The sequence below is a fragment of the Candidatus Phyllobacterium onerii genome, from assembly GCF_028331445.1.
GTDB lineage: Bacteria > Pseudomonadota > Alphaproteobacteria > Rhizobiales > Rhizobiaceae > Phyllobacterium > Phyllobacterium onerii.
In genome coordinates, this window is record NZ_JAQMHX010000004.1 from 1 (window position 1) to 26,317 (window position 26,317).

General features: G+C 56.5%; 28 protein-coding genes and 1 tRNA gene. 15 read left to right on the forward strand and 14 right to left on the reverse strand.

What is annotated here, in order from left to right; translation table 11 throughout:
* A partial coding sequence (locus PHA01_RS10405; protein ID WP_271895911.1) for a sugar phosphate nucleotidyltransferase occupies window positions 1-168 on the reverse strand: 168 nt, incomplete at its 3' end.
* A gap of 228 nt (window positions 169-396) precedes the next feature.
* Between PHA01_RS10405 and PHA01_RS10410 the strand changes: the two genes are divergently transcribed.
* Together PHA01_RS10410 and PHA01_RS10415 are read left to right on the forward strand one after the other, a co-directional pair.
* A complete protein-coding gene (locus PHA01_RS10410) occupies window positions 397-1,314 on the forward strand; it encodes a glycosyltransferase family 2 protein (RefSeq protein ID WP_271895105.1) in 918 nt (305 codons plus the stop codon).
* Window positions 1,307-2,116, forward strand: a complete 810-nt coding sequence (locus PHA01_RS10415) for a glycosyltransferase (protein WP_271895108.1) — start codon at window positions 1,307-1,309, stop codon at window positions 2,114-2,116. Before PHA01_RS10410 ends, PHA01_RS10415 begins: the two co-directional genes overlap by 8 nt.
* A 2-nt stretch (window positions 2,117-2,118) precedes the next feature.
* On the opposite strand, the gene PHA01_RS10420 is transcribed toward PHA01_RS10415, so the two are convergent.
* Together PHA01_RS10420 and PHA01_RS10425 are read right to left on the reverse strand one after the other, a co-directional pair.
* Window positions 2,119-3,534 carry a phosphomannomutase gene (locus PHA01_RS10420; RefSeq protein ID WP_271895111.1) on the reverse strand — a complete coding sequence of 472 codons (1,416 nt, stop codon included), beginning with the start codon at window positions 3,532-3,534 and terminating at the stop codon, window positions 2,119-2,121.
* A gap of 605 nt (window positions 3,535-4,139) precedes the next feature.
* Window positions 4,140-5,087, reverse strand: coding sequence for a DUF2325 domain-containing protein (locus tag PHA01_RS10425; RefSeq protein WP_271895114.1), 948 nt, complete (start codon window positions 5,085-5,087; stop codon window positions 4,140-4,142).
* A gap of 473 nt (window positions 5,088-5,560) precedes the next feature.
* Here PHA01_RS10425 and PHA01_RS10430 point away from each other — a divergent pair, with 473 nt between their 5' ends.
* The 3 genes from PHA01_RS10430 to tsaA are packed head-to-tail and all read left to right on the forward strand — an operon-like array spanning window position 5,561 to window position 8,184.
* A complete protein-coding gene (locus PHA01_RS10430) occupies window positions 5,561-6,592 on the forward strand; it encodes an iron ABC transporter substrate-binding protein (protein ID WP_417020949.1) in 1,032 nt (343 codons plus the stop codon).
* The gene (locus tag PHA01_RS10435; protein WP_271895116.1) at window positions 6,589-7,629 is read left to right on the forward strand and encodes a FecCD family ABC transporter permease; all 1,041 of its coding nucleotides are present in this window, start codon (window positions 6,589-6,591) and stop codon (window positions 7,627-7,629) included. Before PHA01_RS10430 ends, PHA01_RS10435 begins: the two co-directional genes overlap by 4 nt.
* A 30-nt stretch (window positions 7,630-7,659) precedes the next feature.
* Window positions 7,660-8,184 (forward strand): tRNA (N6-threonylcarbamoyladenosine(37)-N6)-methyltransferase TrmO, encoded by a 525-nt coding sequence (gene tsaA / locus PHA01_RS10440; protein ID WP_271895118.1) that lies wholly within the window; start codon window positions 7,660-7,662, stop codon window positions 8,182-8,184.
* Between the two features lie 11 nt (window positions 8,185-8,195).
* Here the strand turns inward: tsaA and PHA01_RS10445 are convergent, their stop codons facing one another.
* Window positions 8,196-8,402 carry a TOBE domain-containing protein gene (locus PHA01_RS10445; protein ID WP_271895120.1) on the reverse strand — a complete coding sequence of 69 codons (207 nt, stop codon included), beginning with the start codon at window positions 8,400-8,402 and terminating at the stop codon, window positions 8,196-8,198.
* 151 nt (window positions 8,403-8,553) lie between these two features.
* Between PHA01_RS10445 and PHA01_RS10450 the strand changes: the two genes are divergently transcribed.
* Genes PHA01_RS10450 through PHA01_RS10465 form a run of 4 tightly spaced genes read left to right on the forward strand, consistent with a single transcriptional unit; the run spans window position 8,554 to window position 12,200 of the window.
* Window positions 8,554-9,618, forward strand: a complete 1,065-nt coding sequence (locus tag PHA01_RS10450; protein WP_271895122.1) for an ABC transporter substrate-binding protein — start codon at window positions 8,554-8,556, stop codon at window positions 9,616-9,618.
* Between the two features lie 11 nt (window positions 9,619-9,629).
* A complete protein-coding gene (locus PHA01_RS10455) occupies window positions 9,630-10,658 on the forward strand; it encodes a FecCD family ABC transporter permease (protein ID WP_417020956.1) in 1,029 nt (342 codons plus the stop codon).
* Window positions 10,651-11,448, forward strand: a complete 798-nt coding sequence (locus PHA01_RS10460; RefSeq protein WP_271895126.1) for an ABC transporter ATP-binding protein — start codon at window positions 10,651-10,653, stop codon at window positions 11,446-11,448. Before PHA01_RS10455 ends, PHA01_RS10460 begins: the two co-directional genes overlap by 8 nt.
* A gap of 5 nt (window positions 11,449-11,453) precedes the next feature.
* Entirely contained in the window at window positions 11,454-12,200 is a 747-nt protein-coding gene (locus tag PHA01_RS10465) for a molybdate ABC transporter substrate-binding protein (RefSeq protein WP_271895128.1), read from the forward strand.
* Window positions 12,201-12,561: 361 nt separating this feature from the next.
* Here the strand turns inward: PHA01_RS10465 and PHA01_RS10470 are convergent, their stop codons facing one another.
* Window positions 12,562-13,863, reverse strand: coding sequence for a PQQ-dependent sugar dehydrogenase (locus PHA01_RS10470; protein WP_271895130.1), 1,302 nt, complete (start codon window positions 13,861-13,863; stop codon window positions 12,562-12,564).
* A gap of 481 nt (window positions 13,864-14,344) precedes the next feature.
* Between PHA01_RS10470 and PHA01_RS10475 the strand changes: the two genes are divergently transcribed.
* The 3 genes from PHA01_RS10475 to PHA01_RS10480 are packed head-to-tail and all read left to right on the forward strand — an operon-like array spanning window position 14,345 to window position 15,571.
* Window positions 14,345-14,662, forward strand: coding sequence for a hypothetical protein (locus tag PHA01_RS10475; RefSeq protein ID WP_271895132.1), 318 nt, complete (start codon window positions 14,345-14,347; stop codon window positions 14,660-14,662).
* Window positions 14,622-14,996: a DUF3644 domain-containing protein gene (locus PHA01_RS29405; RefSeq protein WP_417020957.1), complete on the forward strand. Its 375-nt coding sequence runs from the start codon at window positions 14,622-14,624 to the stop codon at window positions 14,994-14,996. The genes PHA01_RS10475 and PHA01_RS29405 overlap by 41 nt, the downstream gene beginning before the upstream one ends.
* Complete coding sequence (locus tag PHA01_RS10480) at window positions 14,954-15,571, forward strand: hypothetical protein (RefSeq protein ID WP_271895135.1); 618 nt, start codon at window positions 14,954-14,956, stop codon at window positions 15,569-15,571. Before PHA01_RS29405 ends, PHA01_RS10480 begins: the two co-directional genes overlap by 43 nt.
* Before the next feature lie 1,344 nt (window positions 15,572-16,915).
* Here the strand turns inward: PHA01_RS10480 and PHA01_RS10485 are convergent.
* Together PHA01_RS10485 and PHA01_RS10490 are read right to left on the reverse strand one after the other, a co-directional pair.
* Window positions 16,916-16,989, reverse strand: a tRNA-Gln gene (locus PHA01_RS10485).
* Window positions 16,990-17,085: 96 nt separating this feature from the next.
* Window positions 17,086-17,841 (reverse strand): NIPSNAP family protein, encoded by a 756-nt coding sequence (locus PHA01_RS10490; protein WP_271895137.1) that lies wholly within the window; start codon window positions 17,839-17,841, stop codon window positions 17,086-17,088.
* Between the two features lie 92 nt (window positions 17,842-17,933).
* Between PHA01_RS10490 and PHA01_RS10495 the strand changes: the two genes are divergently transcribed.
* Window positions 17,934-18,542, forward strand: a complete 609-nt coding sequence (locus PHA01_RS10495) for a TetR/AcrR family transcriptional regulator (RefSeq protein WP_271895139.1) — start codon at window positions 17,934-17,936, stop codon at window positions 18,540-18,542.
* A 91-nt stretch (window positions 18,543-18,633) separates the two neighbouring features.
* Complete coding sequence (locus PHA01_RS10500; RefSeq protein WP_271895142.1) at window positions 18,634-19,584, forward strand: DMT family transporter; 951 nt, start codon at window positions 18,634-18,636, stop codon at window positions 19,582-19,584.
* 9 nt (window positions 19,585-19,593) lie between these two features.
* On the opposite strand, the gene PHA01_RS10505 is transcribed toward PHA01_RS10500, so the two are convergent.
* Genes PHA01_RS10505 through PHA01_RS10520 form a run of 4 tightly spaced genes read right to left on the reverse strand, consistent with a single transcriptional unit; the run spans window position 19,594 to window position 21,129 of the window.
* On the reverse strand, window positions 19,594-20,067 hold the full coding sequence (locus PHA01_RS10505) for an SRPBCC family protein (protein WP_271895144.1): 474 nt from the start codon (window positions 20,065-20,067) through the stop codon (window positions 19,594-19,596).
* Window positions 20,068-20,071: 4 nt separating this feature from the next.
* Window positions 20,072-20,404: an ArsR/SmtB family transcription factor gene (locus PHA01_RS10510; RefSeq protein ID WP_271895146.1), complete on the reverse strand. Its 333-nt coding sequence runs from the start codon at window positions 20,402-20,404 to the stop codon at window positions 20,072-20,074.
* 49 nt (window positions 20,405-20,453) lie between these two features.
* Complete coding sequence (locus PHA01_RS10515; RefSeq protein ID WP_271895149.1) at window positions 20,454-20,648, reverse strand: eL24 family ribosomal protein; 195 nt, start codon at window positions 20,646-20,648, stop codon at window positions 20,454-20,456.
* A gap of 19 nt (window positions 20,649-20,667) precedes the next feature.
* A complete protein-coding gene (locus PHA01_RS10520; protein WP_271895151.1) occupies window positions 20,668-21,129 on the reverse strand; it encodes an OsmC family protein in 462 nt (153 codons plus the stop codon).
* Window positions 21,130-21,229: 100 nt separating this feature from the next.
* Between PHA01_RS10520 and PHA01_RS10525 the strand changes: the two genes are divergently transcribed.
* On the forward strand, window positions 21,230-22,012 hold the full coding sequence (locus PHA01_RS10525; protein WP_271895153.1) for an SDR family oxidoreductase: 783 nt from the start codon (window positions 21,230-21,232) through the stop codon (window positions 22,010-22,012).
* An 11-nt stretch (window positions 22,013-22,023) separates the two neighbouring features.
* Here the strand turns inward: PHA01_RS10525 and PHA01_RS10530 are convergent, their stop codons facing one another.
* The 3 genes from PHA01_RS10530 to rutR form a co-directional block, all read right to left on the reverse strand.
* Window positions 22,024-22,710: a response regulator gene (locus PHA01_RS10530; protein WP_224511238.1), complete on the reverse strand. Its 687-nt coding sequence runs from the start codon at window positions 22,708-22,710 to the stop codon at window positions 22,024-22,026.
* Window positions 22,707-25,385, reverse strand: a complete 2,679-nt coding sequence (locus PHA01_RS10535) for a sensor histidine kinase (protein WP_271895157.1) — start codon at window positions 25,383-25,385, stop codon at window positions 22,707-22,709. Before PHA01_RS10535 ends, PHA01_RS10530 begins: the two co-directional genes overlap by 4 nt.
* A gap of 109 nt (window positions 25,386-25,494) precedes the next feature.
* Window positions 25,495-26,148, reverse strand: a complete 654-nt coding sequence (rutR, locus tag PHA01_RS10540) for an HTH-type transcriptional regulator RutR (protein ID WP_271895159.1) — start codon at window positions 26,146-26,148, stop codon at window positions 25,495-25,497.
* Between the last annotated feature and the right edge of the window lie 169 nt (window positions 26,149-26,317).

Consider the following 26,317-nt stretch of genomic DNA (forward strand, 5'->3'; position numbering starts at 1 on the left):
GTGCGGTGTCGAAATCACCAGAATGTCGCGTATTCCCGCCAGCATCAGAACGCTCAGCGGATAATAGATCATCGGCTTGTCGTAGATGGGAAGCATTTGCTTCGAGACGGCGATGGTCAATGGATAGAGACGTGTACCGCTTCCACCTGCGAGGATTATTCCCTTCATTAGACCTCTTCCTTACATAAGACGCGTAAGAGAACGCGGAAAATAATGTACTGGACAAACAGAACCGATTTCAGCACAAGCGCGGGATGCGGTTCGCTCATCTATGTGCAGTCATTTCGCGGCAATGCCTGGACAAGTCAACCGCACCGAGGGCTCAGTTCGGTTTGCTTCCTACAGATAACATTTTTTGCAACGCGATCGCACCAGATAGCGAATCATGGGTTTGAAATGCAAATTGAACGCCAGCCAGAAGTCAGCGGCATTATCGTCACCTACAATCCTGACCTCAAAGGTCTGAGATCGCTACTCGATGCGATTGTTCCGCAACTCGGCTCGGTGATCATCGTCGACAATGGTTCGAAAGCCGATATCGGAGCATGGGTGCGCGGGCATGATTTCCATGTCGACCTTGTGGCGCTCGGCGAAAATCTGGGCATCGCCACGGCGCAGAATGTCGGCATCGAGCATGCCCGCGCACATGGATCAGGGTTTGTGCTGCTCCTCGATCAGGATAGTCTCCCCGCGCACGACATGGTGGCGACGCTGCTGGCAGCGGCGAAAGTGCAGATTTCCAGGGGTGTGAAACTCGGCTGCGTTGGCCCACGATATGAAGACACCCGCCAGAACAACCCGCCGCCTTTTATCCGGACGAATGGCTTCCGGCTGGAGCGGCAGGCCTGCGCGACACCGGATGCTGTTGTGGATGTCGACTATCTGATCGCATCTGGCTGTCTCATCCCGATGTCAACGCTCGATGACGTTGGTGGTATGCGGGAGGAATTGTTCATCGACTATGTGGATATCGAGTGGGGTCTGCGGGCGCAGCAGAAGGGGTATCGCTCCTTCGGAGTTTGCGCGGCGCTCATGGAGCATGACCTTGGCGACGAACCAATCTTGTTTCTCGGCAGGCAAATTCCCGTTCATAGTCCGTTAAGGCATTACTACCATTTCAGAAATGCAGTTTGGCTCTACCGTCAGCCGTGGTTGCGGTTCAACTGGAAGATTGTGGACGGGTCCCGCCTCCTGCGAAAATATATATTTTACAGTCTGATGACCGTGCCCCGGCTTGAGCATGCCAAGATGATGACAATCGGTATCTTTCACGGCCTTTTTGGCAAGATGGGAAAGAGGGCCGGCAATGGCTGAACCGCAGGATTTCGAGCTCACGGTCTGTATTGTCATCTTCAAACCCGATAGACCGACCGTTCTCAGGACATTGCAAAGCTTGCGGAATGCGCTTGGTAGCCTGCCGCCATTGCAAGTGAAATTCACCATTGTCGATAATTCGCCCGAACCTTCCGACCATGCCTGGCTCGCTGCCGCGTGTGGCGATCTGCCTTGCGAAATCATTTCAGGCCAGGGCAATATAGGCTTCGGTCGAGCCAATAATCTGGTATTGGGCCATACGGGCAAATATCATCTGGTGCTCAATCCGGACGTGGAAATGGAGCCAGACGCGATCGAACAGGCACTGTCATTCATGCGTGACAACGCGGAATGTGGCCTTCTTACCCCGCAGGCTTTCAATCCCGACGGCAGCAAACAATATCTGTGCAAACGATATCCCACGCTGTTCGATCTTCTTCTGCGCGGGTTTGCGCCGAGCTGGCTCAAATCCTGGTTTCACAAACGCCTGGACCGGTATGAGATGCATGACCAGCCGGCCAATTCCATCGCATGGGATCCGCCAATTGTCAGCGGCTGCTTCATGTTTTTCAGGGGCGAAGTCTACACGAAATTGCAGGGGTTCGATCCGCGTTACTTGCTATATTTCGAAGACTTCGACGTCTCGCTACGCACAGCGGAAATCGCTCGCATCGCCTATGTTCCGACAGTCAGGATTGTCCACGAAGGTGGACGTGCGGCTGACAAAGGCCTTTGGCATATTTGGCAATTTGTGCGCTCAGCCGGGATTTTCTTCACGCAGCATACGATGAAAGTGTTCTGACCCTAGTCCGAAACCAGTGTTTCCCGCGCCCGTTTCAAGCCCCATTGCAAAAGCTCCTCGGCCCGCCCGTCCGTTGCCGCTTCCGCATAGCAGCGCAATTCGGGTGCGTTGCCGGAGGCGCGATAGTGGACTACCTCGCCGGTTGCAAACACGATGCGAACACCGTCGATCGTGTCGGTTTCCTTGATAGTCCCGAGATCTCCAAAAAATTCTTCCCGGTAGCTGCCGTCACCCAGATTTTGCAGGAAAGGTCCGCTCTGGCTCGCATCGACATGTTCGAGACGGCCGCTGCGTGTAAATCGCGCTGGCAAACTATCGAGCAGCTTCGACAGAGCAACACCTTCTTTTGCAGCCGCACCCAAGACCGCGAGGATGGGAAGCATCGCGTCGCGCGTCGGCAGGGCCTCGAGACGCCCGCCATCCGCAGTGACTTGCGAACCTAGCAGAACACCGCCATTGGCCTCAAAACCGACGACGCGCTGGTGGCCGTCCTTGCTGGCCTGTTCCATGCCCTCAATGACATATGGCGAGCCGACGCGTGTGCGGTAAACCTTTGAAAACAGGCCGCTAAGTTCGATCGCCGTATTCGAGGTCACAGGGGTGACGACGGCATCGGCACGCAGAAAGTGCGCGGTCAGAAGCCCAACACTATCCCCGCGCAAGAACGCGCCCCGCTCGTCGGCGATGAGAGGCCGGTCCGCATCGCCATCCGTGGAAACCAAGGCGTCAAGCTTGTATTTCTTGGCAGCTGCGTGGGCAAATTCAACGTCCTCCGGCCGCAGCGCTTCGGTATCGACTGGAACGAAAACCTCTGAACGGGCGAGAGCAACCGCGTCCGCGCCGTAGTCTTGCAAGATGGTCACCATCAAATCGCGCGCGACGGAGCTATGCTGATAAACGCCTATCCGCAGGCCAGCCAAGGATTTTGGCGCAAGAAGAGAAGCGCAACGCCTGATGTAGTTTTCCAGTGCATCCGATGCGACCGGCAAAGGTTCAGGTGAGGACACGAGCTCGGTCGGTTCTGCCTTGAGCGCGGAAAGAATGCCGGCCTCATCGGCCTTGTCGATCTCGCCATCAGGCCGATAGAACTTTAGCCCGTTGCGATCTGCCGGAATGTGGCTGCCTGTCACCATGATGGCGGGCACCTTCAGGCTCATCGCCCGGAAGGCCAGCGCCGGCGTCGGTACCGGGCCGCAGTTTTCGACGGCCACGCCAAATTCCTGCGCTGCGGAAATGCAGGCAGCGGCCATCTGCGGGCTGCTTGATCGCAGGTCATATCCAACTAGCACGACGGCAGGCGCGGCGTGAGCGCTTTGCATATGTTTGAGAAACGCCAACGTATAGGCGCGGCAAACCTGATCCGGCAGTTCAGTTACCAGGCCGCGAAGGCCGCTTGTTCCAAACTTCAAACTTGTCATGGGAATATCATCATCGTGGAATCCGGAACACCACTGCTGAGCGGAACGTCGCGTTGGGCTTTGTCGCTCGTGTAACGCTTTTCACCGGGCATGACAACGCGGGTGCGCAGATGTTCCGGGAGCAACAAACGCTCGATATCCGCCAGAACGGACCAAGGCGTCAAATCGTTTATGAGAATTAGTTGATTTTGCTGGCTGGGGAACCTGGATTCGAACCAGTACTAACGGAGTCAGAGTGTTTTAATTCAAGTTGTTTTGATTGTGCTTTTTACGGCTATGTCGCGCCTATGTTGCATTCGCGGCTAACAGCCGGCTTTCCCATGCATGCATGCAGCGGCTCCGAACGCAAGGGAGCCAATAGACTGCGAAGAGAAGCGTGACCCGCGTGAACGACCAGGCTACCGACGATCAGAAAAGAGCTTGACCCAAATGCCCGATTAGAGAAGCGGACATCTTGGATTTCATAACAGAACGACGGCGTTGCGCCCGCATGTTGGCCGTTGAGGTCAGTTTTGCCACCGGCTGAAAGCAGCCATTGCCGACGATCACGCTGAGGTCGCGGTTGCGCCAAAAGCGCACATTCCAATGGTGCCGTCACGGGGGCATCAAATCGAAGGGGTGTGATAATTGGCGAGTCTTTCCGCGGACACCGCGGCAATGAAACTGGCGAGGCTCGCCGTCCTCAATGGAACAAATTTCTTCTGTTCATCCTGACACAAGCGCTTCACTAACCCGGCCGCCGAATGACTTATGCAATCCACGGGGAACAGCGCAGCGCTTGTTTGGGAAACCAGCCCGGGCAGCAAGGAGATGTTGTCTTCGACACCACCATCATGGATGAAGAGTTCATATCCGTGCCGTTCAGCCAATGTCCTCAAACGGTCGAACAGCCCGCGACGTCCACCAACATAGAGCAGCGCTTGGGAGGATGCGCCGGGAGGGACCTCGGGGGTGTTCTCAACGTTGAGAACAGTGTTCACTGCTGCAAGTTCGTGCTGCAACTCGGCAACTTGACGCGACAAGCGATTCGCACGGCTTTCCGTTTGACGTTGTTTGTCTTCGCTCTCCTGCAACCTCGCCACCAAGACGTCGGAGCGGACTTTTTCTGCATCCAGTTTTTGCAAACGAGAAGTCACCGGAGATTTTTCGTCTTCGGTTCCCGGATTGCTGTTCTGGCGGGCCGCTAGCCGGATTACGGTTTGCTCCATCTCCTCAATTCTGCGAAGCAATTCGGATCGCTCTTTGGCAGCATTAAGGAGACGAGCTTCCTGTTTGGCGACTTTCGCGTCCCTTTCGTCGAGTTCACGTTGAAGCTTCTGCAACCGGGAGATGTCTAGTCGATTTGAGCGGCCGACCAGATGCGACAGCATGTGCACTTCGCCGAAGACTTCCTGAACCAGCGGCCGGTCGGTGGCTGGATGCGTAAGCACAGCCCAATACGCTCCGGGAATGTCGCCCTGTTCCAACGCAGCGAGCCACATGGTCCGAACGTCTTTCGTGGTCGACGCTTTTGAAAAGCGCTTGATCAACGCTTCGTGCCGCTTGTCGAGCACTTTGTTCAGAAGCTTTCCCGCTGTGTCGCGCCGACCAGCAGCAAGCACGCCGCGGCTATGCAATGAATGGTCGGTTGCCGTGCGGGCATCCGTTTCGCCCATCTTGAGCAGGAATTGCCGCAGCTCAGCTGCTGTCAGGCACGTGCCTATGATCGAACAATGAAGGTTCGGCGATATATCCCAGATTTTCGAACGCTGCTGGTTCCTGGAGTCGGCGCTGACTAGAGGAGCATCCATAGGACGCGGGAGTTGGATCGTCCCGAGGGGACCGCCATGGTGGTGATGAAGTCCGGCCAATGCTCGCATCGTGGTCTCGTAGCGTTATATCTTATCGAATATAACACTGCCATGCATTGGCCGTCTGTGCAAGCTCATCCGCTTACTTTCCGAGACAGCCCATCATGTGCGCCAAATCCGCCATAGCCAGCGCTATGTTCTTGCGAATATATTGATCGCAGCAATGGGAGTGAATCGTGAAAAAACTGATCTATGCGCTGGCGATGTTCGCGATCATCACAACAATGGCACAGGCACGACCCTTTACGGACTCTGCCGGACGAACGGTTGAAGTTCCAGACCGAATCGAAAGGGTGCTCACGGCAGGGCCGCCAGCCTCCGTTCTCATTTATACCCTCGCGCCGGAAAAACTGGCCGGATGGGTGCGCGAACCGAAAAAGGCAGAACTTCCATTCCTGCTTCCTGAAGTGCGCGGCTTGCCGACCTATGGCCGATTGACTGGAAAAGGCGGCACCGCCAATGTCGAGGCGGTTCTGGCGGCGAAACCCGATTTGATCATCGACGTTGGCACAATCAATGACACCTATATCTCTCTTGCCGACAAGGTTCAGCAACAGACCGGAATTCCTTACGTGCTGATTGATGGCAGCTTTGCAAAGTCAGCTGAAACCTACAAATTGCTGGGAGATCTGATCGGAGCCCGGGACCGGGCGGCCAAGCTCTCGGCCTATACACAAGTAACACTGGACCAATTGCACGAAACCCTGAGCGCTGTTCCGGAAGGGAAGCGTCCACGGGTCTATTACGGTCGCGGCCCGGAAGGACTCGAAACCGGGCTGGCTGGCTCCATCAATCTGGAAATCCTGGAGGCGGCCGGTGCGACGAACGTCGCCGCATCTGCCGGCAAAGGCGGACTGACCAATGTCTCACTCGAACAACTCCTGCAGTGGAACCCTGACAAGATCATCGCCGAGGATCCCAAGTTTGCCGAAGCAGTGAAAACCGATGCGCGCTGGAGCGGTGTCAAGGCGGTCAGAGATGGCCGTATCTTTGTACCGCCATCATTGCCGTTCGGTTGGTTCGATACGCCGCCAGGCGTGAACCGTTTGATCGGTATTCGCTGGCTTGAAGAGCTTTTTTATCCTGATGTCTACAAAACCAACCTGCGCGACGACGTACGCGAGTTCTACAAACTGTTCTATCAGGTCGATCTGTCGGATCAGCAGACCGATGATCTCCTTACCGGTGCGGTGGCTGCTCTACAATGACTGATAGGTTTGCAGAGAGGACTGCGATCGCAAGGGCATCCACATGGCTCTGGCCCTATTGCACCGCTCTTCTCGTGCTCGTAATCCTGTCGCTCATGACTGGAAAGTTTTCAATCGGTCCGGGCACCGTCCTTCATGTGCTCTTCGCAAAGATCTCCGGCGGGTCCGCCACGGTTGATCCAATTCTGACCAATGTCATCTGGAACGTACGCCTGCCGCGTGTTGCCGCCGGACTTTGTGTCGGTGCGGTGCTGGCAGCAGCGGGTGCGACATATCAGGGCCTGTTCCGCAATCCATTGGTTTCCCCGGATATCCTGGGTGTCTCCGCAGGAGCCAGCCTCGGCGCTGTCGTCGGCATTTTCCTGTCACTGCCTGTCGTTGCGATCCAGTTGTTGGGATTCGTCGGTGGATTGCTAGCCGTTGCAGCAGTCTATGCCGTGGGATCGACGATACGCAACCGCGATCCCGTCTTGGTGCTTGTCCTGTCAGGTGTCGCAATCGGTGCCTTGGTGGGATCGGGAATCTCCCTGATCAAGATCCTCGCCGATCCGTATGACCAGTTGCCGGCAATCACCTATTGGCTGCTCGGCAGCTTGACGGCGGTTAGCGGCAATGACGTGTTATCGGTCTTGCCCGCCTTCATAGTTGGCCTACTGCCATTGATACTTCTGCGCTGGCGGATCAACCTCCTGACGCTGGGCGAAGAGGAGGCACAAAGTCTGGGCGTCGATACACGCGTGCTTCGACCTGTATTGATCGCCTCGGCAACGCTGATCACTGCCGCCGCCGTGTCGATCACTGGCATCATAGGCTGGATCGGACTTGTCATTCCGCACATCGCGCGGTTGCTGGTTGGGCCGGATTTCCGCAGATTGTTACCGGCATCGATGATTCTTGGCGCGTGCTATCTTCTCATCGTCGACATGCTGGCAAGAACGATAGCGCTCATTGAGATCCCGCTCGGCATCCTGACAGCCGCCGTCGGCGCACCATTCTTCATCTGGCTTCTCGCTTCGGGGCGAAAGGGATGGCAATGAAGTTAACTTTGAAATTGAAGGAACAGGCTGATGGTCCGGGAAAATGAAATCCGTCAAAACGAAGTTGCGGTTGCCGCTCCTGAAGCTGACGACGCTGCTCTGACGTTCATCGGACGGATATCGACGCCCTGGACATCGCGCCTCACCTGCCCCCGTCAAGGACGCCATGATGGTCCAATCTGCCGGATCGAAATATTCGAGCCATGGGTTGAGGCTCTGCATGGCGTAGATGCATTCGAACGGCTGGAGATTCTGTATTGGCTGGACCAGTCCCGACGCGATCTTGTCATGCAAAGTCCCGCCAGCAATGGTGAGGTACGCGGCACATTCTCGCTTCGCTCGCCTGTGAGGCCCAATCCGATCGGCAGTTCGATTGTCGTATTTGAAAGCATAGAGGGAGCGATCCTGTCGGTCCGCGGCCTCGACTGCCTCGATGGCACGCCGCTACTCGACATCAAACCCGACAGAACTTTGTTCAAGCCGATTTCGCCACCGCAAGCCGGCGATTTCGAGACAGGTGATGGCCCGACTGCGCGCGATTGCCAGAAGGCTTGATTGAGCAATCGTCAGTCGATGGCAACCATTACGTCTGAAGCTTTGACCACGGCGTAGGCCGTGTCTCCAACCTTCAGGCCGAGTTCGTCCACGGCTTCATTGGTGATCGAGGAGGTGACGATCGATCCGCCGATATCGATGCGGACATGCGCTGTTGTTGCGCCCTTGACGACTTCGACGATTTTGCCCTTGAGGCGATTGCGTGCACTGATCTTCATGTTTGCTCTCCTTGTGTGATGCGAACGGATAAAATCAGCCCCGAAGGCTCGCGTAAAGTGCAGATTGCCGCAATGGATCCCATCTTCGTTGTATCTGCAAAAATATAATGCTACGCCTCCTCGCATCCTTCACGCACGGAACCAACGCCCTATGATTAATATTGCTCGCCAATGTTCATTGACCCATTTCGCCATTCTTCTGGCCTGCCTCATTATCGCGGCACCCGCCTGGGCTGACAGGACCGTTACGGACCAGCTCGGCAAACAGGTGAGCGTACCGGATGTGGTCAATCGGGTGGTGATCCTGCAGCATCAGACACTGAACATAGCGGTACAGCTCGACGCGATGGACAAGGTCGTCGGCGTGCTCGACGAATGGAAGAAGCAGCTCGGCGCCAACTACCTGAGGCTAGCACCACAGCTTGCTGACATGCCGATGCCGGGTGGCCTCACCAAAGTAAACATCGAGGAATTGCTGAAGCTCAAGCCGGATGTGGCGTTCGTCACCAATTATGCGCCCGCGGACATGATCAGCCAGATTGAGGCGGTTGGTGTTCCCGTCGTCGCCATATCCCTGCTCGCCGTCCCGCCCCAGGAAGCTACGAAGCTCAACCCCTCCGTCAAGGACGAACCTGCCGCCTATGATGCAGGTTTTGCTCAAGGGATCCGCATCATCGCCGATGTGCTCGACAAGAAACCACAGGGCGAAGAGCTCATCGCCTATGCTATGAAAAACCGGAAACTGGTTGCGGATCGCCTCGCCGGCCTGGATGAAGCCCAGCGTGTGTCGCTCTACATGGCCAATCCCGATCTGACGACCTATGGCCATGGCAAATATACTGGGCTGATGATGGCGAAGGCCGGCGGGCGCAATGTCGCCGACGGTATTGCCGGTTTCAAGCAGGTAACGATGGAGGACGTGCTTTCGTGGAATCCTTCCGTCATCTTCGTGCAAGAGCGCTATCCCGCCGTTGTCGATGAGATCAGGAAATCCGATTCCTGGCAGACGATCGACGCGGTAAAGAACGGCCGCGTCTATCTGATGCCGGAATACGCCAAGGCATGGGGTTATCCAATGCCGGAAGCAATGGCGCTTGGTGAATTATGGATGGCGAAGCAGCTTTATCCCGACCGCTTCAAGGACATCGACATGCAAACGGAAGCCGACGCCTATTATCGCAAATTCTACCGCACCGACTATCACGCCGCCCAGTGAGCGAGAACGCCATCCAGTCCGCAAGGCGCTCTGCCGGCATCGTGCTCGTTATCCTTGCGTGCATACTTCTGCTGGTGGCGGTGGCTTCGCTCGGCATCGGCCGTTTTGACATTCCGATCGGGCGCGTAGTCGAAATTCTGCTTGATCCGCTGATACCCGCGACGACGCCTATATCCGCAGTGGAGCAGAATGTGATCTTCACTGTTCGCCTGCCGCGTATTCTGCTGGCGATGTTTGCAGGGTCCGGTCTCGCTCTTGCGGGTGCCGCCCTTCAGGGCGTCTTCCGCAATCCGCTCGTCGGCCCCCAAATCATGGGCGTCTCGTCAGGGGCAGCATTCGGCGGCACGCTCGCCATCCTCTTGAGCCTGCCGCGTGCTGGTTTGCTTGGTACATCCTTCGTCTTCGGCCTTTTCGCCCTGATCCTGGTTTATGGCCTGAATTCCCTGGTGGCGCGCCGCAATATCCTTGCGCTTGTTCTCGCCGGCGTCGTGATTAGCGGTTTTTTCGGCGCGTTGGTTAGCTTGGTCCAGTATCTTGCCGACACTGAAGACAAGCTTCCGACCATGGTGTTCTGGCTGCTTGGCAGCTTTGCCACTGCAAATCACGAAAAAATAGTACTTATTGGCCCGCCGGTGCTGATTGCAGGCGGCTTGCTATTGGCTTTGCGCTGGCGGATCAACCTCCTGTCTGTCGGAGACGAGGACGCGAGAGCGCTCGGCGTGCAGGTGGAGCGGCTGCGCTGGCTCATACTGACGCTGGTGGCATGCATCGTTGCCGCTCAGGTTGCAGTCAGCGGTATCATAGGTTGGGTCGGATTGGTTGTGCCGCATATCGCTCGCATGCTTATCGGTCCAGATCATCGCGTCATGATGCCCGCCTCGGTTCTGATCGGTGGACTATACCTCATCATCATCGACGACGTTGCGCGAACACTCACCGGCACTGAAATCCCACTCGGTATTCTTACTGCATTGATCGGCACTCCGGTCTTTGCGATCCTATTACGCCATAGTCAGGCAGGAGGCGGGAGTCGTGGTTGAATCCGTCGTGACCATTCGCAGTGCCGGGCATAGCTATGACGGCCGGCATTGGCAGTTTCGCGACCTCGATCTCGACATGAAACGCGGCGACATACTCGCCATCCTCGGCCCCAACGGCCGTGGGAAATCAACGCTGCTGCGCGCCATGGCACACCTCCTCAAGCTGAATAGCGGCATGATCGACGTTCTGCATACAGTGGGCTTCGTACCGCAGGATTTTGCGGGTTCTTTTCCCTATTCCGTCCTCGACATCGTGTTGATGGGGCGGGCCCGGCACGTGCCGATTTTCCGTAATCCAACCAAGACTGATACGGCGATAGCAATGGATGCCCTTGTGGCTACCGGCATGGAGCGATACGCCGAGCAAAGCTTCAATGCCTTGTCCGGTGGCGAGAAACAATTGGTGCTGATCGCCAGGGCGCTTGCGGGCGAAAATGCCATACTGCTGCTGGATGAACCAGCATCGGCTCTCGATCTAAAAAACCAGGACAACATCCTTGGCCTGATGCGCGACCTTGCAAGCGCAAAGCATTTGGCGCTGGCGTTCACAACCCACCAACCCAATCATGCGCTGGCCGTGGCCGACCACGTCCTGCTCATGCTCGACGAGACACGCACGATCCTTGGTCCCGTGGACGAGGTCATGACCGATCAAAACCTGGAGGCGCTGTACGGTATTCCGGTTCGTTCGCTGAAGTTTCAGGAAGGAAACGTCGAGCGCATCGCCATTGTACCGATCTTCCGAGATCGCTCTGCGAGCGCCATTTCGACGGAAAAGACTGTGAAGTAACGCTTGTGAGCAACGACAACCCGACTCCGCCCATCATCGTTCTGGCGGCTGGAAGCCTGCGAAATGCCTTCGGCGCTATAATCGACGCATTTCGGCGCGACACGAATATTCTGGTGGAGGCAGATTATGGCCCGGCCGGTTTGTTGAGAGAACGGATCGAGCAAGGCGCTTATTTCGATCTGTTCGCTTCCGCCAATATGGATCATCCTCGCAACTTGCAGGAAAAGGGCATTGCTGGTCCAGTTATGCGATTTGCCCGCAACCGGCTTTGTATCATTGCCGAGCGTGATCTTGGAGTAACGCGAGAAAATCTTCTGGATGTCATGCTCGATCCCAGTGTGAAGCTCGGCACGTCCACCCCCCATGCAGACCCTTCGGGCGACTATGCACTCGAGTTCTTCGCAAGAGCCAACGCACTTCGCCCTGGCATTGGCGATGATCTGGCGGCCAAGGCTCTCCAGTTAGTAAGCGGACCAGACTCACCAGCAATTCCGACGGGAATATCCGCGGCCGGATGGCTGATTTCGCAAGGCAAGGCCGATTTGTTCATCAGTTACAGTTCGAATGGCATACTGGCCTCGCATGATTCCGATTTGATCGTCGTTGATTTGCCCGATGCGCTGAATCCTACGGCGGAGTATGGGTTTACGTCGAATCCTGCCGCAAGCCAGGGCGCACGTGTGTTTGGCGAGTTCCTGTTGGCCGAAATCAGCCAGATGATCCTAAAAAACCATGGATTTATTGAGAAATAGAGCCAAACCCAACACCGCTCCGGCACAGGTCTCTTGCGCCACTTGGGGCCAGACCCAGAGCCGACTTAAACGTCTGCTTTCGCAGGGCGGTTCTTGAAAGCTGCCTGACCGGAACCGGCCTCATGTTGGTCAAAGGAGAACGAAAATAAGTATTGAACAGTATGATCCTAACTCACTGGGACGTCCGGCTTGGAACGCCGGCCGAAAGGTCGTCGTCAAGAGTGCCGCTCCACGCACAGCGGGGAGGCACGTGTCAGCTCAAATGTTGCAATTCTCATATTTGCAACCGGACAACTATGGTGGGAAGCGGTCGTTCCGATAATGTACAAACATACGGGAAAGTTTCGTCGTCACCCCGCGCTCAACTGCCGGTAACGCGCCAGATGACGTCGCCCACATCGTCTGCCATCAACACGGCGCCGTCGGCGGCCAGCGCCACTCCGACCGGACGGCCATAGGAATATTTCTCGTCCGGCGACAGGAAATCGGTGAGAATGTCACGCGGCATTCCCGCAGGCTTGCCCTTCTCGAAGGCGACGAATGCCAGCTTGTAGCCCGAGAGCTTAGAGCGGTTCCACGACCCGTGCTGGCCGATGGCCATGCCCGACGGAAAGCCCGGCAGTGTGCCCTCGGGCAGCCAGCAAAGACCCAGCGAGGCCGTGTGCCCGCCCAGCGCATAATCGGGCCGCAGCGCCAAGGCCACTTTGGTGCGGTCCTGCGGCACCCGATCGTCCACCACCCGGTTCCAATAGCAATAGGGCCAACCGTAAAACCCGCCGTCGCTCACCGATGTCAGATAGTCAGGCGGCGTCTCATCGCCCAGCCCGTCGCGCTCATTGACTACTGTCCAAAGCATCCCTTCCTCGGGCTCCCAGGCCATGCCCACGGGATTGCGCAGGCCACCGGCAAAAATACGGGACTGCCCCGATTTGAGGTCATATTCGTGAATGCAGGCCCGGCTTTCTTCGGCCGCCATGCCCGCGTCACCGATATTGGTGAGCGACCCCACGGCCACGTAAAGCTTGGTACCGTCCTTGCTGGCAATCAGATTACGCGTCCAATGCCCGCCGGGCACCAGATCCATTAGCTTTCTGAACGGTTTGGAGATTCTGGTCGCGCCTGCCTCGTAGGGATAGGCCAGAAGTGCGTCGCTGGCTCCGACATAAAGCGTCTCCCCGACAAGCGCGATGCCGAAGGGCTGCCGCACATTCTCGATATAGGCGTGACTTTCCTCGGCCACCCCGTCGCCGTCGGCATCGCGCAACAGCGTCACGCGGTTGGGGCTGTCGCCGGAAGCGCGCGCCCGCTGCATCGTGGCCGACATGGCATGGTCGAACAAGGTGCGTGGATTTCCCGTTTCGCCCATCGATTCAGCCACTAGCACATCGCCATTGGGCAGCACATGTATATTGCGGGGATGCACCAGCCCCCGCGCAAAGGCATTGACCTTTAGCCCGGAGGCGGCCGTCGGCTTGTGCTCGCCCTCCCAGCCCTTGGCCGTCGGCATCTTCAACGTCGGTATCTTGCCTTGCGGTTTGGCTCCCGGAATGACCGGCGTCGTGCCATAGACGGGCGCTCGCGCGCCATCACCCGAATGACGAACGGCAGCAACGCCTTTGCTGACAAACGCAATAAATCGGGCGAATGGGGAAGACTCGGCCATGGGTCGCCTCTGGCAATGAGGGAAATAAGGGGAGGCCGGACGCTAAAGCCTTTGCGCGACCAGCACCAGAAGGGGCCGAAAAAAAAGTGAGGGAACAGACTACGAAGGCGTCGGCAAAAGAGGCCGACAGCAGACGCATCGCTTCGGCAGGAAAGGGCTCGCCGCAAATTCTTATCAAAGTCTGATTTGAGTCGCTTGCTGAACGAAAGCTATTCGCTCAATGCGCCCTGTAGCAGACGGACTGCTTGCGGTCCCGAATGGTAGCTAGACCCCGAGCTTTTTCCGGCTCTTTTCGTACTGCGGAACGGGTGGCATTTAGGTGTCGGGAAACGTGGGACAGTTTCATGGCGATCGTTATACTCTTGCGCAGTACGCGCTCGAGGTCCTTCGATCCCAATAACTTTCCCTGCCTCATTTGTGCGACTTTGGGCACTACAATTCCCGTTCTTGATCCATCACGCAGTTTTTCGGGGGGAGAACGATGGCTGGAGACAAAGGGCTGACCGCCCTTGAAAAGCGTATAGTTAAGGCGTTGCTGGCCAAAGGTGAACGCAATCAGGATATCCACGCTCTTATCAACTATGAACGGACGCCAACCGTCAATTTTGGTCGCATTACCACAGTTAAGAAGGATGCGACGATCCAGCCGGCGTCGGATGAGGAAATCGAAATTTTTCAAGAAGCGAAAGCAAAGCTTCGATCCCGTTACGGGACTGAATCTCTACTACGACGAGCGGCTGATGCGCGCCCGCGAGGCGATGATTCTTGCGGTGACCATCTTCAACAGCAGCACCTATAAATTCAAAACCGGTATGTTCGCCATTCTTACGAACATCGCTTGGACTTACCTTCTCCACGAATTCCATCACCGCAAGGACGGTTCGATCCTGAACAATGACGGAACGACCTTTGCGCTTAGCCACATGCTAAGCAGAACGGATTGCCCCCTCTCGAAGGGCATGAGGAACAATCTGAATACCATCAAGGCAATCCGGGATGAAGTTGAACACAAGCTGTTGGGTCGGAGCGACCCGCGATGGCTTTCTGTCTTTCAGGCTTGCTGCCTGAATTTCGATAAGACCATTGTTGAATGTATGGCTCCAGGCTCAGCCTTCAGAACGAAATTTCCGTAGCACTGCAATTTGGGAAGCTCCAGATCGACCATGCCGCTCAGATGCAGATGTATGACGTCCCCCAGCACATCGCTGCACTGGACGCTCTGTTGACGGCAAATCTCACCGAGGAGGAGCTGAACGATATCGAGTACCAGTTCCGGGTCGTCTACACCTTCGACAGTGCATCGAAGGGAAGTGCCCACATCCAGTTTCTCACACCAGATTCCGACGAAGGGAAAAGCGTTCACAACGTCCTTCAGAAGTACAAGATTTCAGACGAGCTGTACCCTCACAAGCCAAGCGAGGTGGCAACCTTGGTGGCCAAGAAAAGCGGCAGGCGCTTCACCGTCAGCGATCACACGGATGCATGGCGCACGTTCAAGGTGCGTCCCGCCAAAGGCGACAAGACCAACCGCACCTACTGCATCTTCCACAGGGCGTATAATAGCTACACCTACAACGACGCATGGGTGGAATTGCTGGTGTCGGAACTTACGAAAACGCAGAAGGCCGCCAAACCAGCCGACCACGCCGACCTCATTTTGACCGCGGTCGCTGCCGCGCCTGCTCCCGCCGATCCGAGCTCAACCTGAGTTCAGGGGTTTCTTGGCGCAAAGCAGACTTGCGAAAGTATCGCTGTCACAAGTTGCGACGGCGGTTGCCATATTAAAGTTCGGCCAAGGCAAGATCAGGAGATTTTATTCCATACTCAGAAAATTCCGCAACAGAACCTTTGAACATACTGCATCTCCGAGATATGATCAGAAACACATATATCTCGGTCAGAATTACTAACGTATGCGACAGAGCCATCAGGATCGGCTCGATATGTTGCTCGTCGCCATCCACATCGTTGGCATCAACGGAGAAGTCATACGGTTGTTCGGCTTGCCCGCCGATCGTATGTGCCCACCGTCTGCAATGCCCCAATAGGTTTTGTCGCATTCCACGGCTTCGGCCGGACTCATGCCCTCCCGCATATAGTTTTTGAAATGGCGGCTATACCGCCAGGCGCCGGATATGTTGTGAAAGTATCGCAGCACAACAAACACATCAATTCTGAAAATAATCCATCTCATTTGCTTCTCCTCAGGAGGAAACTCGCGTCATCCAGCTAAGGCATCCCCGGCTTATTCCTCCGATTTGGCGTTGGGAATGCTGTGAGTCTGGAAAGGTGCGAGTATTCATCGCGCGGCCGAGGATTACTATTCTACTCAAGGTCAGGAATCTGGTGAATTGGTATGATGGTGGTAGCCGTTAGTTTACATTAACCCCTATGCCGGAAATCTCCCAAGATCTTTGCCGGCGCGCAGCGAATGGCCCGAAAGCTTCGATACGTCCAGTCCGGCTGTACTAGCCATTATGTGTCGCTGCGCGTGAGTTGCATGGACTTGGTCTCCGCATTCGCGTGCGTGCGAAGCAACTAAGCGGCGGGAATGACCGAGGTTCGGGTCGTTTACGAGAAATCGGGAGAGCTCTTGCTCTTCCGGGACACCCGAGACAGAGGCTTGATCCGAGGTTCCGAGGGGCTTGAGCATTTTAATCCGGGGGCTTTATGCGAACCTTTGGTGCTTGGGTTATGACCGGTTAATCAACGCGTTGCCAATGTCATCGTAGGAACCACTGACAAGCGTCACCTTACCCCAGCGATCCAAATCCTTGAGGACGTCTGACCATATCGTCATAGAAAGGGTTAATCGTGACTGCCACCTAGACCATCATTTTATCGTAGCCCGCCAAAGCATCGTCGGTCATATTGCCTGCATCGATATAGGCCATCTCGTTTCCCATGTTGCATCCATGTCGCATGGATTTGCCGAGTGTTGCAGAAAACCATTGGAAATCAATGGGAGCCAGTTGCAACATGACGCAACATGAAAACCAGTGGGACCGTAACGGTCATTCGATTAAATATTTGATTTTGCTTTGAAAATGTTTGGCTGGGGAACCTGGATTCGAACCAGGACTAACGGAGTCAGAGTCCGTGGGTCTACCGTTAACCTATTCCCCAAAAATGCTGGCAGCATTGGCCGGTGCGGGTCGTCATATAGTTGAATTCCACCGATATGCAAACCCCTGATCTCAAGTTTTTTGGCAACGGGGATGCCTATCTCAACAATGACCTTGCGGTTGGTGACAGCCGCGCGATGATCGGCGGTGCTGTCAGATAGGTCGCAAGCTGCAGTTGCGCTGCCTGCCATGCCGGATTGTCATCGAGCAAATCCCTGAATGCCGATTGGTCAACGACTGAATCGAAACGTGAGAAAACCACGACGACATTCTCACCGAGGCGCACCGGCAAGCGTGTAAAGGTGTTGGGGCTGTGTTCCGAGGCGAAGGTTGCAATGGCGTGGTTGCCGGAGGCGCGCAAAAGGGGTGCAAGGACATCGTCGTAGAAAGCAATAAAGCCGTCAGCAGAATTTTTCAGCTTATACGTCGCAGCCTCTATGATTGCAGGCGAGGGAGCGCCTGAAACACGTCCAGATCGCTCGTGCGGAAGGGAAAAACCGGCGTCACGGCCGACGGGGCGCAACAGAAGTACATCGTCCGAGTCGATCATCGTATCGTTGGCCGCGTTGCGATGCGCGGCCCAGACAGGACCGTCATAGAAGGCGGTCAGTGCCTGATGGCGAGCTTGCATGTCGTCAAAACCGCGCAGCCAGACGAAGGCGTCGGGATCATCGATATCGCGGAACTGGCCGATGATCTTCATGTCGCATAATTCCTGACTTTCCAGAAAATGCGTATCGAAGAGCGAAATCAAATCGTCACGCCGTCCCGGATGCAACGTGTAGCGGCGCAGTTCCACGACCGGACTGTGGAGTTCACTGTCGAGTTTTTGCGCAAGTTCGGCGGTAGCCATAAGATGCTCCAAAACAAACCGGTTATCCTGTTTTAATAAAACCGGTTGTCCTGTTTTGTCAATTTGTTATTTTAAGCGTTGAAAGGCTCATCATGACGCAAGACACCATTGAACGGCCCAGACGCATCAACAATCCGCAGGCGATGCGTACACGCATCCTCGATGTTGCAGCCGATCTCTTTCAGCGAAACGGTTATAACGCGACCAGCGTCCATGATGTGGTGCGTGGCGCAGTGACGACCGGCGGCGCGTTGCATCATCATTTCGCGACGAAAAAAACCCTCGGTCTCGCCGTTATTGCTGAACGCGTAGCCAAGGAAGTGGACGAGACCGCAATCCAGCCCATCATGACCGCCACCTCCGCCGCTGCGGGCATTCGGACGGTTTTCAATGGCGTGGCCGATACACTGGAGCGCAACCGCGCGGTATCTGGTTGCCCGTTGAACAATCTGGCGCTGGAACTATCGCTGGCGGATACGGATTTTCGTGAAGCGGTTAATGCTGTATTCGACCGCTGGCGCTCGGCGCTTTCACTCAGATTGCGAGCTGACAGGCCGGATCTCGATGCGTCACGAGCTCATGATCTCGCGACACTGGTGGTCGCGAGTTATTCCGGTGCCATGGCAATGGCCAAGGCGAGCCAGAGCGCCGAGCCGCTGCGAGCATGCGCCAAACAGCTGGAAACCCTCTTGGGTTCATAAAAGTTTTTCGATTTTAGTGCTTTTCGGCTGGATTGGCTGCGGAAAATAGCCCAAAGCAATCGAAAAAACATCTGGATCCAGGAAACGGCCCATGACTACCGCCCCGGCGCCCTTTTCCAGCGCGTCCATATCCTCGGCAGCACGCAGCGGCGTCCTGCTTATGCTCCTCGGTATGTTGATGTTCTCGCTCAATGACGTCATGGGCAAATGGCTCGTATCGACCTATTCCGTCGGCCAGGTGGTTTTCATCCGCAGCATCGCAGCACTCATCGTGCTTGCGCCATTTCTTTGGTTCAACGGACCGGCAAAGATCGTGCAGGTCGAACGACCCTGGCTGCAGGTCGTTCGCGTTGTCCTTTCGACAGCCGAAGTCTTCGCCTTCTATTTCGCCGTTGTCTATCTGCCGCTCGCTGATGTCATGACCTATTGGCTGGCTGCGCCGATCTATGTGGCGGCCATCTCCCCCTTTGTGTTGAAGGAACCCGTGGGCTGGAGACGCTGGACCGCCATCATCGTCGGCTTTGTCGGCGTTGTGATTGCGCTCGAGCCCTCGTCACAGGCGCTGACCCCGCAGGCGATCATCTCCATTCTTGGCAGCATGTTCTTTGCATTCATGCTGCTGCTCGGACGTTCACTTCGCGGCACCCCGGACACGACGCTGGTCTTCTGGCAGATCGTCGGCGCCGGGCTTGCGGGCCTGGTCGCTGTCAGCTTCGAGTGGACGCCCGTGAGTTTGCGTGACCTCGTTCTGCTGGCATTGCTCGGGGTTGTCGCCATGCTCGCGCACGTACTGGTAAACCGGGCGCTGAAGGTTGCCGATGCTGCGACCGTCGCGCCGCTGCAATACACGATGCTTTTCTGGGCGATCGTCTTTGGCTGGCTGGTATTCGGAGATGTGCCGCGTGTATCGATGCTGGTCGGTTCGGGCTTCATCATCGTGTCGGGCTTGTTCATCTTCTTCCGCGAACAGCAGCTGAAGCGTCAGGGCAAGATCAAGGTGCCGGCCGAGACCGTGGTCACTGGATCGGGCGAAGCGCCTTGATATCTTGGATCACGCGTTGACGCCTGTGTTTTCCAGGGATCTGCCCAATGCCTCCAGGAGTTCTTCCATGCCTTGCCTGCGCACGGACGGGTCATCGAAGCCGTCGAGATAGGCACCTTGTTCGGTGAGAATCAGTCTCGTACCCGTCCCTTCGGGGCGCAATTCCATCGTCGCAAGTGACACCGAGATGCGTTTGTCATCGAGGTGCATGTCATAGGTGTATATGATGCGCTCATCCGGCACGATGTCCTGGTAGACGGCTACGTAGGTGTGCACCGGCCCGCCCTTTGGACCGCCGCTGCTGATCTCTCGCCCGCCAACACGGAAATCCATTTCATATTTGCCCTGGCCCCATTCATCGGGATCGCCAAACCATTTGGCCTTTGCCTGCTTGTCGCTGAGCGCAAAAAATACGCGCGCTGGAGAGGCCGAATAGCTGCGTTCGAGGACGAAGGTGTCGTGTGTCACGGATCGTTTTGTCATTGATCTATCCTTTTTCCTGATCAGCGAGAAAATCACCCAGTCTGTCGAGGCGATGTTCCCAGGTCTTGCGCCGTTCCAGCATCCATTCTTCCGCGGTTTGCAGAGCTGCCCATTCGATATGGCAGGTGCGAACGCGCCCGATCTTTTCCGAGCGGATAAGTCCGCTTGCCTCCAGCACCTGTAGATGCTGAACCACCGCAGGCAGCGACATGGCAAACGGCTTGGCGAGTTCGCTGACCGAGGCGGGTCCACGGCTCAGCCGTTCAACCATGGTGCGGCGCGAGGGATCCGCCAGCGCCTGGAACATGAGATCGAGTGGTGCTTGTTGGTTAAGCATGTGCTTAAGTATTGCGATCAAGGAAAATTGTCAATGGAATTTTTTAGTTTTAGACGCTTTCGTAACCTCGGCGCCGGAGCGCCGCCTCGAAATGATTGATCGCTTTTTCGAACTTGTCACGGCAGCCCGTGTTGCAGAATCCAACGACTGCGCCGTTGTAAAGCGTCAAGCTATCCGCCTTGATCGGATCGCCCGACCAAGGGCAGCTAGTGTTGATCGCATCGCCGATCTTGAGTTCAGACATGATACTTCCTCCTGTGAGTTCAGACAGGCTGAACGTCGATATGGGTGAGCACGGAATTGGCAATGAAACATTGCTCGTGCGCTTCGTGGTGCAGGTGTTGCTCAGTCTCCGCATCGGGCGCAGCACCCGCATAGGTTACATGCGGTTTCAGCGTAACGCGGCTGACATAGAGCCTTCCCTGATTGTTTTTTGCGAGTTCGCCTTCCGCGGCATCGCGGTACTCGTCAATGACAAATCCCTTCCTGGCGGCGCCGCTGAGAAAAAACAGCATGTGGCAGCTCGACAGTGACGCGACGAAAGCCTCTTCGGGATCGACATTCTCCGCCGTGGAATAGGGCAGGCGGACAATATGCGGCGAAGACGAAGCCGGCACCTCTGCACCGCCATCAAACAGCCAGATATGCGCCCGGCTATATTTGTTGTCGGTGAAAGCAGCGCCTTCCGGCCGCGTCCATAGAATAGTTGCACCGAATGTCGTCATGGCTTGCGGTTCCCTAATCCGATTTGTTTGAGGTCGAGCTTGTCAAAACATGCTGGAATTGTCGATAAGGGATGATACGGGAACAACCGGCGAGGACATCATGGATCTGGGTATCAAAGGCAAGCGCGCCATCGTCTGCGCAAGTTCAAAGGGACTTGGCCGCGGCGTTGCGGAAAAACTGGCCGAGGCTGGCGTCGACCTGACGCTGAATGCGCGCACCGAGGCTACATTGCGCGCCACGGCCAATGAGATTGCGGACAAGTACGGCGTCAAGGTTCAGATCGTTGCCGAGGACGTGACGACGGAAGCCGGGCGCAAAGCGCTGCTGAAGGCCGAGCCCCAACCGGATATCCTCGTCAACAATGCAGGTGGTCCGCCAGCGGGCAATTGGTCCGAATGGGGCGAAGAGGAATGGCTGAAGGCGATCAACAACAATATGCTGACGCCGATCCTTTTGATGAACGCGATCTTGCCCGGCATGATCGAGCGGAAATGGGGCCGCGTGCTCAATATCACGTCGGGCTCGGTGAAATCTCCAATCTCCTCGCTTGGGCTTTCCAACGCCGCTCGCAATGGCCTGACCGGTTTCGTTGCCGGCACTGCGCGGCAAGTGGCCAAGCATGGCGTGATCATCAACAATATTCTTCCCGGATCGCATGATACGGATCGGACAAAGGGCTTTCTGGAGCGCACGGCGCAGGCCAAGGGCATTCCTATCGAGGAGGCACGGGCCGAAGCCTATGCGGAAAATCCTGCCGGACGATATGGAACGGCCGAGGAATTTGGTGCCGCCGCGGCTTTCCTGTGCAGCCAGTATTCCGGTTTTATCGTCGGCCAGAACTTGTTGCTCGACGGTGGTGCGTACAATTCGACGCAGGGATAGAGCAACTCATTTCACTCCGCGATGAACCGATAGCCAACGCCGGCTTCGGTGCGGATGAACTGCGGGTTGTTGGCATCGTCTTCTATCTTGGCACGCAACTGGCCAACGAAGACGCGCAGATATTGCAGATCGTGCACATGTGCAGCGCCCCAGACCGAGGCGAGGAGCTGACGGTGCGTGACCACCATGCCCGCATGTAATACCAGATGCACGAGCAGTTGGTATTCTTTGCGGGTCAGATGCACTTCCTCGCCGTTGCGGCTGACAATCCGCTTGACCATGTCAACGACAAGTCCATTGGCTTCGAACCGTGAAGGAACGCTCGTGCCGGCCACTTGCTGGCGCAGCGCGGTGCGTATGCGCGCCAGCAGCTCGCCGATGCCGAAGGGCTTCTCCACATAATCATTGGCGCCGAGGTCGAGGGACGCGATCTTTTCGGCCTCGCGGTCACGGGCCGACAGAACGATGATCGGCACTTCGGAAAATGCGCGTACGGTCTCGATTACTTCCTTGCCGTCCTTGTCGGGAAGGCCAAGGTCGAGGATGATCAGATCCGGCGCACTGGTCGCAGCCAGCCGCTCGGCCTCGGCGCCGGTAGAAGCCAGGATCACCTCGTAGCCCGATGCAGTGAGGGCAGGATTTAGAAAACGCTGGATCTGCGGCTCGTCATCGACAACCAGAATACGATGCTGGTTCATGTCATCGTCTCGTCAGGATTGGCGACAGGAAGCCGGATGATGAACCGCGTTCCGCGCTTGCGAATGGCCGGGCTTTCCGCCCTGATCGTACCGCCCATGGACTCAATAAAACCGCGAGAGATGGAAAGGCCCAGCCCCGTCCCCGGCGCACGGCCGTCGCCTTTGACGCGCCGGTAGAACTTGTCGAAGATCTTGTCGAGATCCTTGGGTGGGATGCCCCTTCCCTGATCCGTGATACTGATGGCAACTTCCGGACCATCCTGCTTTGCATAGACGGCGATCGGACCATCCCCCGCATATTTCGTTGCATTGTCCAAAAGGTTGAACAGAGTCTGGCCAAGCAGAGAAGCGTCGCCGTTCACCATCGGCAAGTCCGAAGCGATGCTAGTGTCGATGGCAATGCCGGGTTTGAGCTTTTTGGTGCGCTCAATGGAAGACAAGATAATTTCGGCCGCATCGACGGGAAGATTGTTGGCCTTGAGCGTTCCAGCTTCAATCCGCGTCATATCGAACAGATTGGCCACGAAGCGGTTCAATCGCCCGGCTTCTTCCTCGATGGAAAGCAAGAGGTCGTCACGCGTATCGGCTTTGATGCGGCTCCCCAACTGCCGCAGCGTCGTAACCGCGCCGGTAATCGAGGCAAGCGGAGTTTTCAGATCATGGGAAAGCGATGAGAACAGTGCCGTGTGCAGCTTATCGCTCTCCTGCAATGCAGTCGTTTTGGCATTTTCCCGTACGAGCTGCGCGCGATCGATGGCGATAGCAGTCTGATCGAGAATCGCGGTGAGCATGCGGTCGTCGTTCTCACTCAGAGCCGCGCGATGCTGCGTGGACAGGCCCAAGACGCCCGCCACGCCATTTGAAGTGAGAATGGGCAGAAACTGCCATCCGATCTGCGGCAGCGTTGCCGTATCGGAACCCGCGCGCTCGTTCTTTTCGTAGGCCCAGCGAACTGCCGTCATATCCGTGCCATCCAGTGTCAGGTCTGGCGGCCATGCGGTCTGCAGCGAAAGCTCCCCGTCATAAGGCATCAGGATGACAATACCGGTTCCAAAGGTCGAATGTAGATGCGTGGCGGTGGAGATCAGAACATCATCGAGCCGTGCCGTGCCCGAAAGCTTACGCGAAAATTCATAGAGAGCCTGTGTATTCTTCGCTTGGTTGCGCGATCGGGCGACCTGGTCGCGCAAGCGACCGGCAAGATCCCCAATCATCAAGGCAACGCCGAGAAAGATGATCAGCGAGAACAGTTGGTGCGGTTTTGCGATGCTCAAATCATGCAGCGGTTCAAGGAAGAAAAAGTTATAGAAAACGAAGGCGAGGCCGGCCGCTATCACCGCCGAAAGCCGCCCGCAAATCATTGCCGAGAGGATAACGGCGACAAGGAACAGCATCGACAGATTTTGAGCGTGAACGATATCGCTGGCGGCGAGACCAAGCAGTGTGGTCACACCCGTCGCTGCAACGGGCAGCGCGATTGCCTTGGCAAGTTCGAGCCGGGTACGCTTGCGCATCGACGGCGGCACGTAAGGTGTGCCCTGTTCCTCGCCAGTGACGATATGCACGCCAATATCGGTGAAACGCTTGATGATCTCGTCGGGCAGCGAACGCCGGAAAGGATTGGCGAACCGCGCTGACTTCGGGCGACCCACAACGATCTGCGTGACGTTTTCGCGCCGGGCGATGCGGAAAATTTCTTCGACAAAATCCTGCGCGATCACCCGCCGCGTTTCCGCACCGAGCCGTTCCGCCAAGTCTAGAAGCTTGTCGAGGCGTTGGCTGGTCTCGCCACCAGCGTCGTTGGTCTGGGTCAGCGAGACCACCAGCCAGCGGGCATTCAATCCCGACGCAAGGCGGCTGGCCGTGCGCACTACCTTTTCGGAGAGGCTGTCGGGACCAACACAGACAAGCAGCCGTTCGCCTGTCGCCCACGGCCCTTCGATTGCGTTCTGCCGCAACAGATCAATCATCTGGTCGTCGACGCGATCCGCTGTGCGCCTGAGCGCCAGTTCGCGGAGCGCCGTCAGATTAGCGGGTTTGAAGAAACCCAATGCCGCGCGCTCGGCATTGCCGGGCAGATAGACCTTGCCCTCCTTCAGGCGTGCGATCAGTTCTGCCGGCGGCAGGTCGACAAGCAGGACATCGTCAGCCCGCTTCAGGACAATATCCGGCACGATCTCCCGAACAGTCACACCGGTAATGCTGGTGACGACATCGGACAGGCTCTCCAGATGCTGGACATTCATTGCCGTCCAGACATCGATGCCCTGCCAAAGCAGTTCCTCGATATCCTGATAGCGTTTCGGATGCCTGCTGCCGGGAACATTGGTGTGAGCGAGCTCGTCCACGATGATAATTTTAGGCTTGCGGACAATCGCAGCGTCAATATCAAATTCTTCCAGTACCTTGCCGCGATAGTTGACCTGCTTGCGCGGAATACCTTCCAGTCCATCGAGCAGTTCTGCCGTCTCGACCCGGCCGTGGGTCTCGGCGAGGCCGATGACGATGTCCGCGCCATCCTCCTTCAGGCGGCGGGCTCGAAGCAGCATCGCATAGGTCTTGCCCACACCGGGGGCAGCGCCCAGAAATACAGTCAGTTTACCGCGCGTCTCGCGAGCGGCAAGTTGCAGCAATTTATCCGGATCTGGTCGATTTTTTTGACCTTGATCGGCCATATACGCCTCAAATTTTCGTTCCGTGCGTGGAGCATGTGAACGTTTAGCCCAGCTTGACTGCAAATGCCAAGGGTGGGTGCGCCTTCATAACCGTTCTGTGCTCGTCGAGCTAATTTCGCGGCCTGATTCCGTTTAGAATAATGCTCAGTACCGCTTGTGCTGTCTGTTCCTTAAAGCCTGGGCGGCCGACCTGACTGCCCATGATCGCGCGAACCTGCACGTCGAAATCCGCATAGTGCTGCGTGGTTGCCCATATCATGAAGATGAGGTGATAGGGATCGACTGGCGCGAGTTTGCCTTCGCCCACCCAGCGACGGATCACACCGGCTTTCTCGTCAACCAGCGGTTTCAGATACTTGGTGAGAAAATCGCTGATGGCCGGTGCGCCGTGCAGAACCTCATTGGCAAACAACCGCGACGCTTCCGGATGGGTCTCGGACATGTTGATCTTCAGGGTGATGTATTTGCGCAATTGCTCGATCGGATCGCCCTCCGCATCGATCTCGGCAAGCGGGGCCAGCCATTCCGTCAATGTCTCTTCGAGCAGCGTGACATAGATGTTCTGCTTGCGCGGGAAATAATAGAGCAGGTTCGGCTTCGACATGCCGGCTCGCTCGGCGATCTGGTCGATCGTTGTGCCGCGGAAGCCATACGTCGAGAAGACGTCGAGTGCCGCGTCGAGGATGAGGCGGCGGTTGATTTCCTGAATCCGCGTCGTCTTTTCCGGCGCTTCCTTCAGTTTTTTGCTCTCCGCCCTCGCCATGCTTAGCGTCCCTTTATTATTTGTCCGGACGGGCCTTTTCGTCGCATCCTGGAACTGCTCTAAAGACTTATAAAGCGCTTGACCGTCTTCCTATGCTCTTCTAGCCTGCATTTTGACCAAGTAGTCAAGTTTTTGATTGTGCTGCAAGTTCAATCATTCGGGAACACAA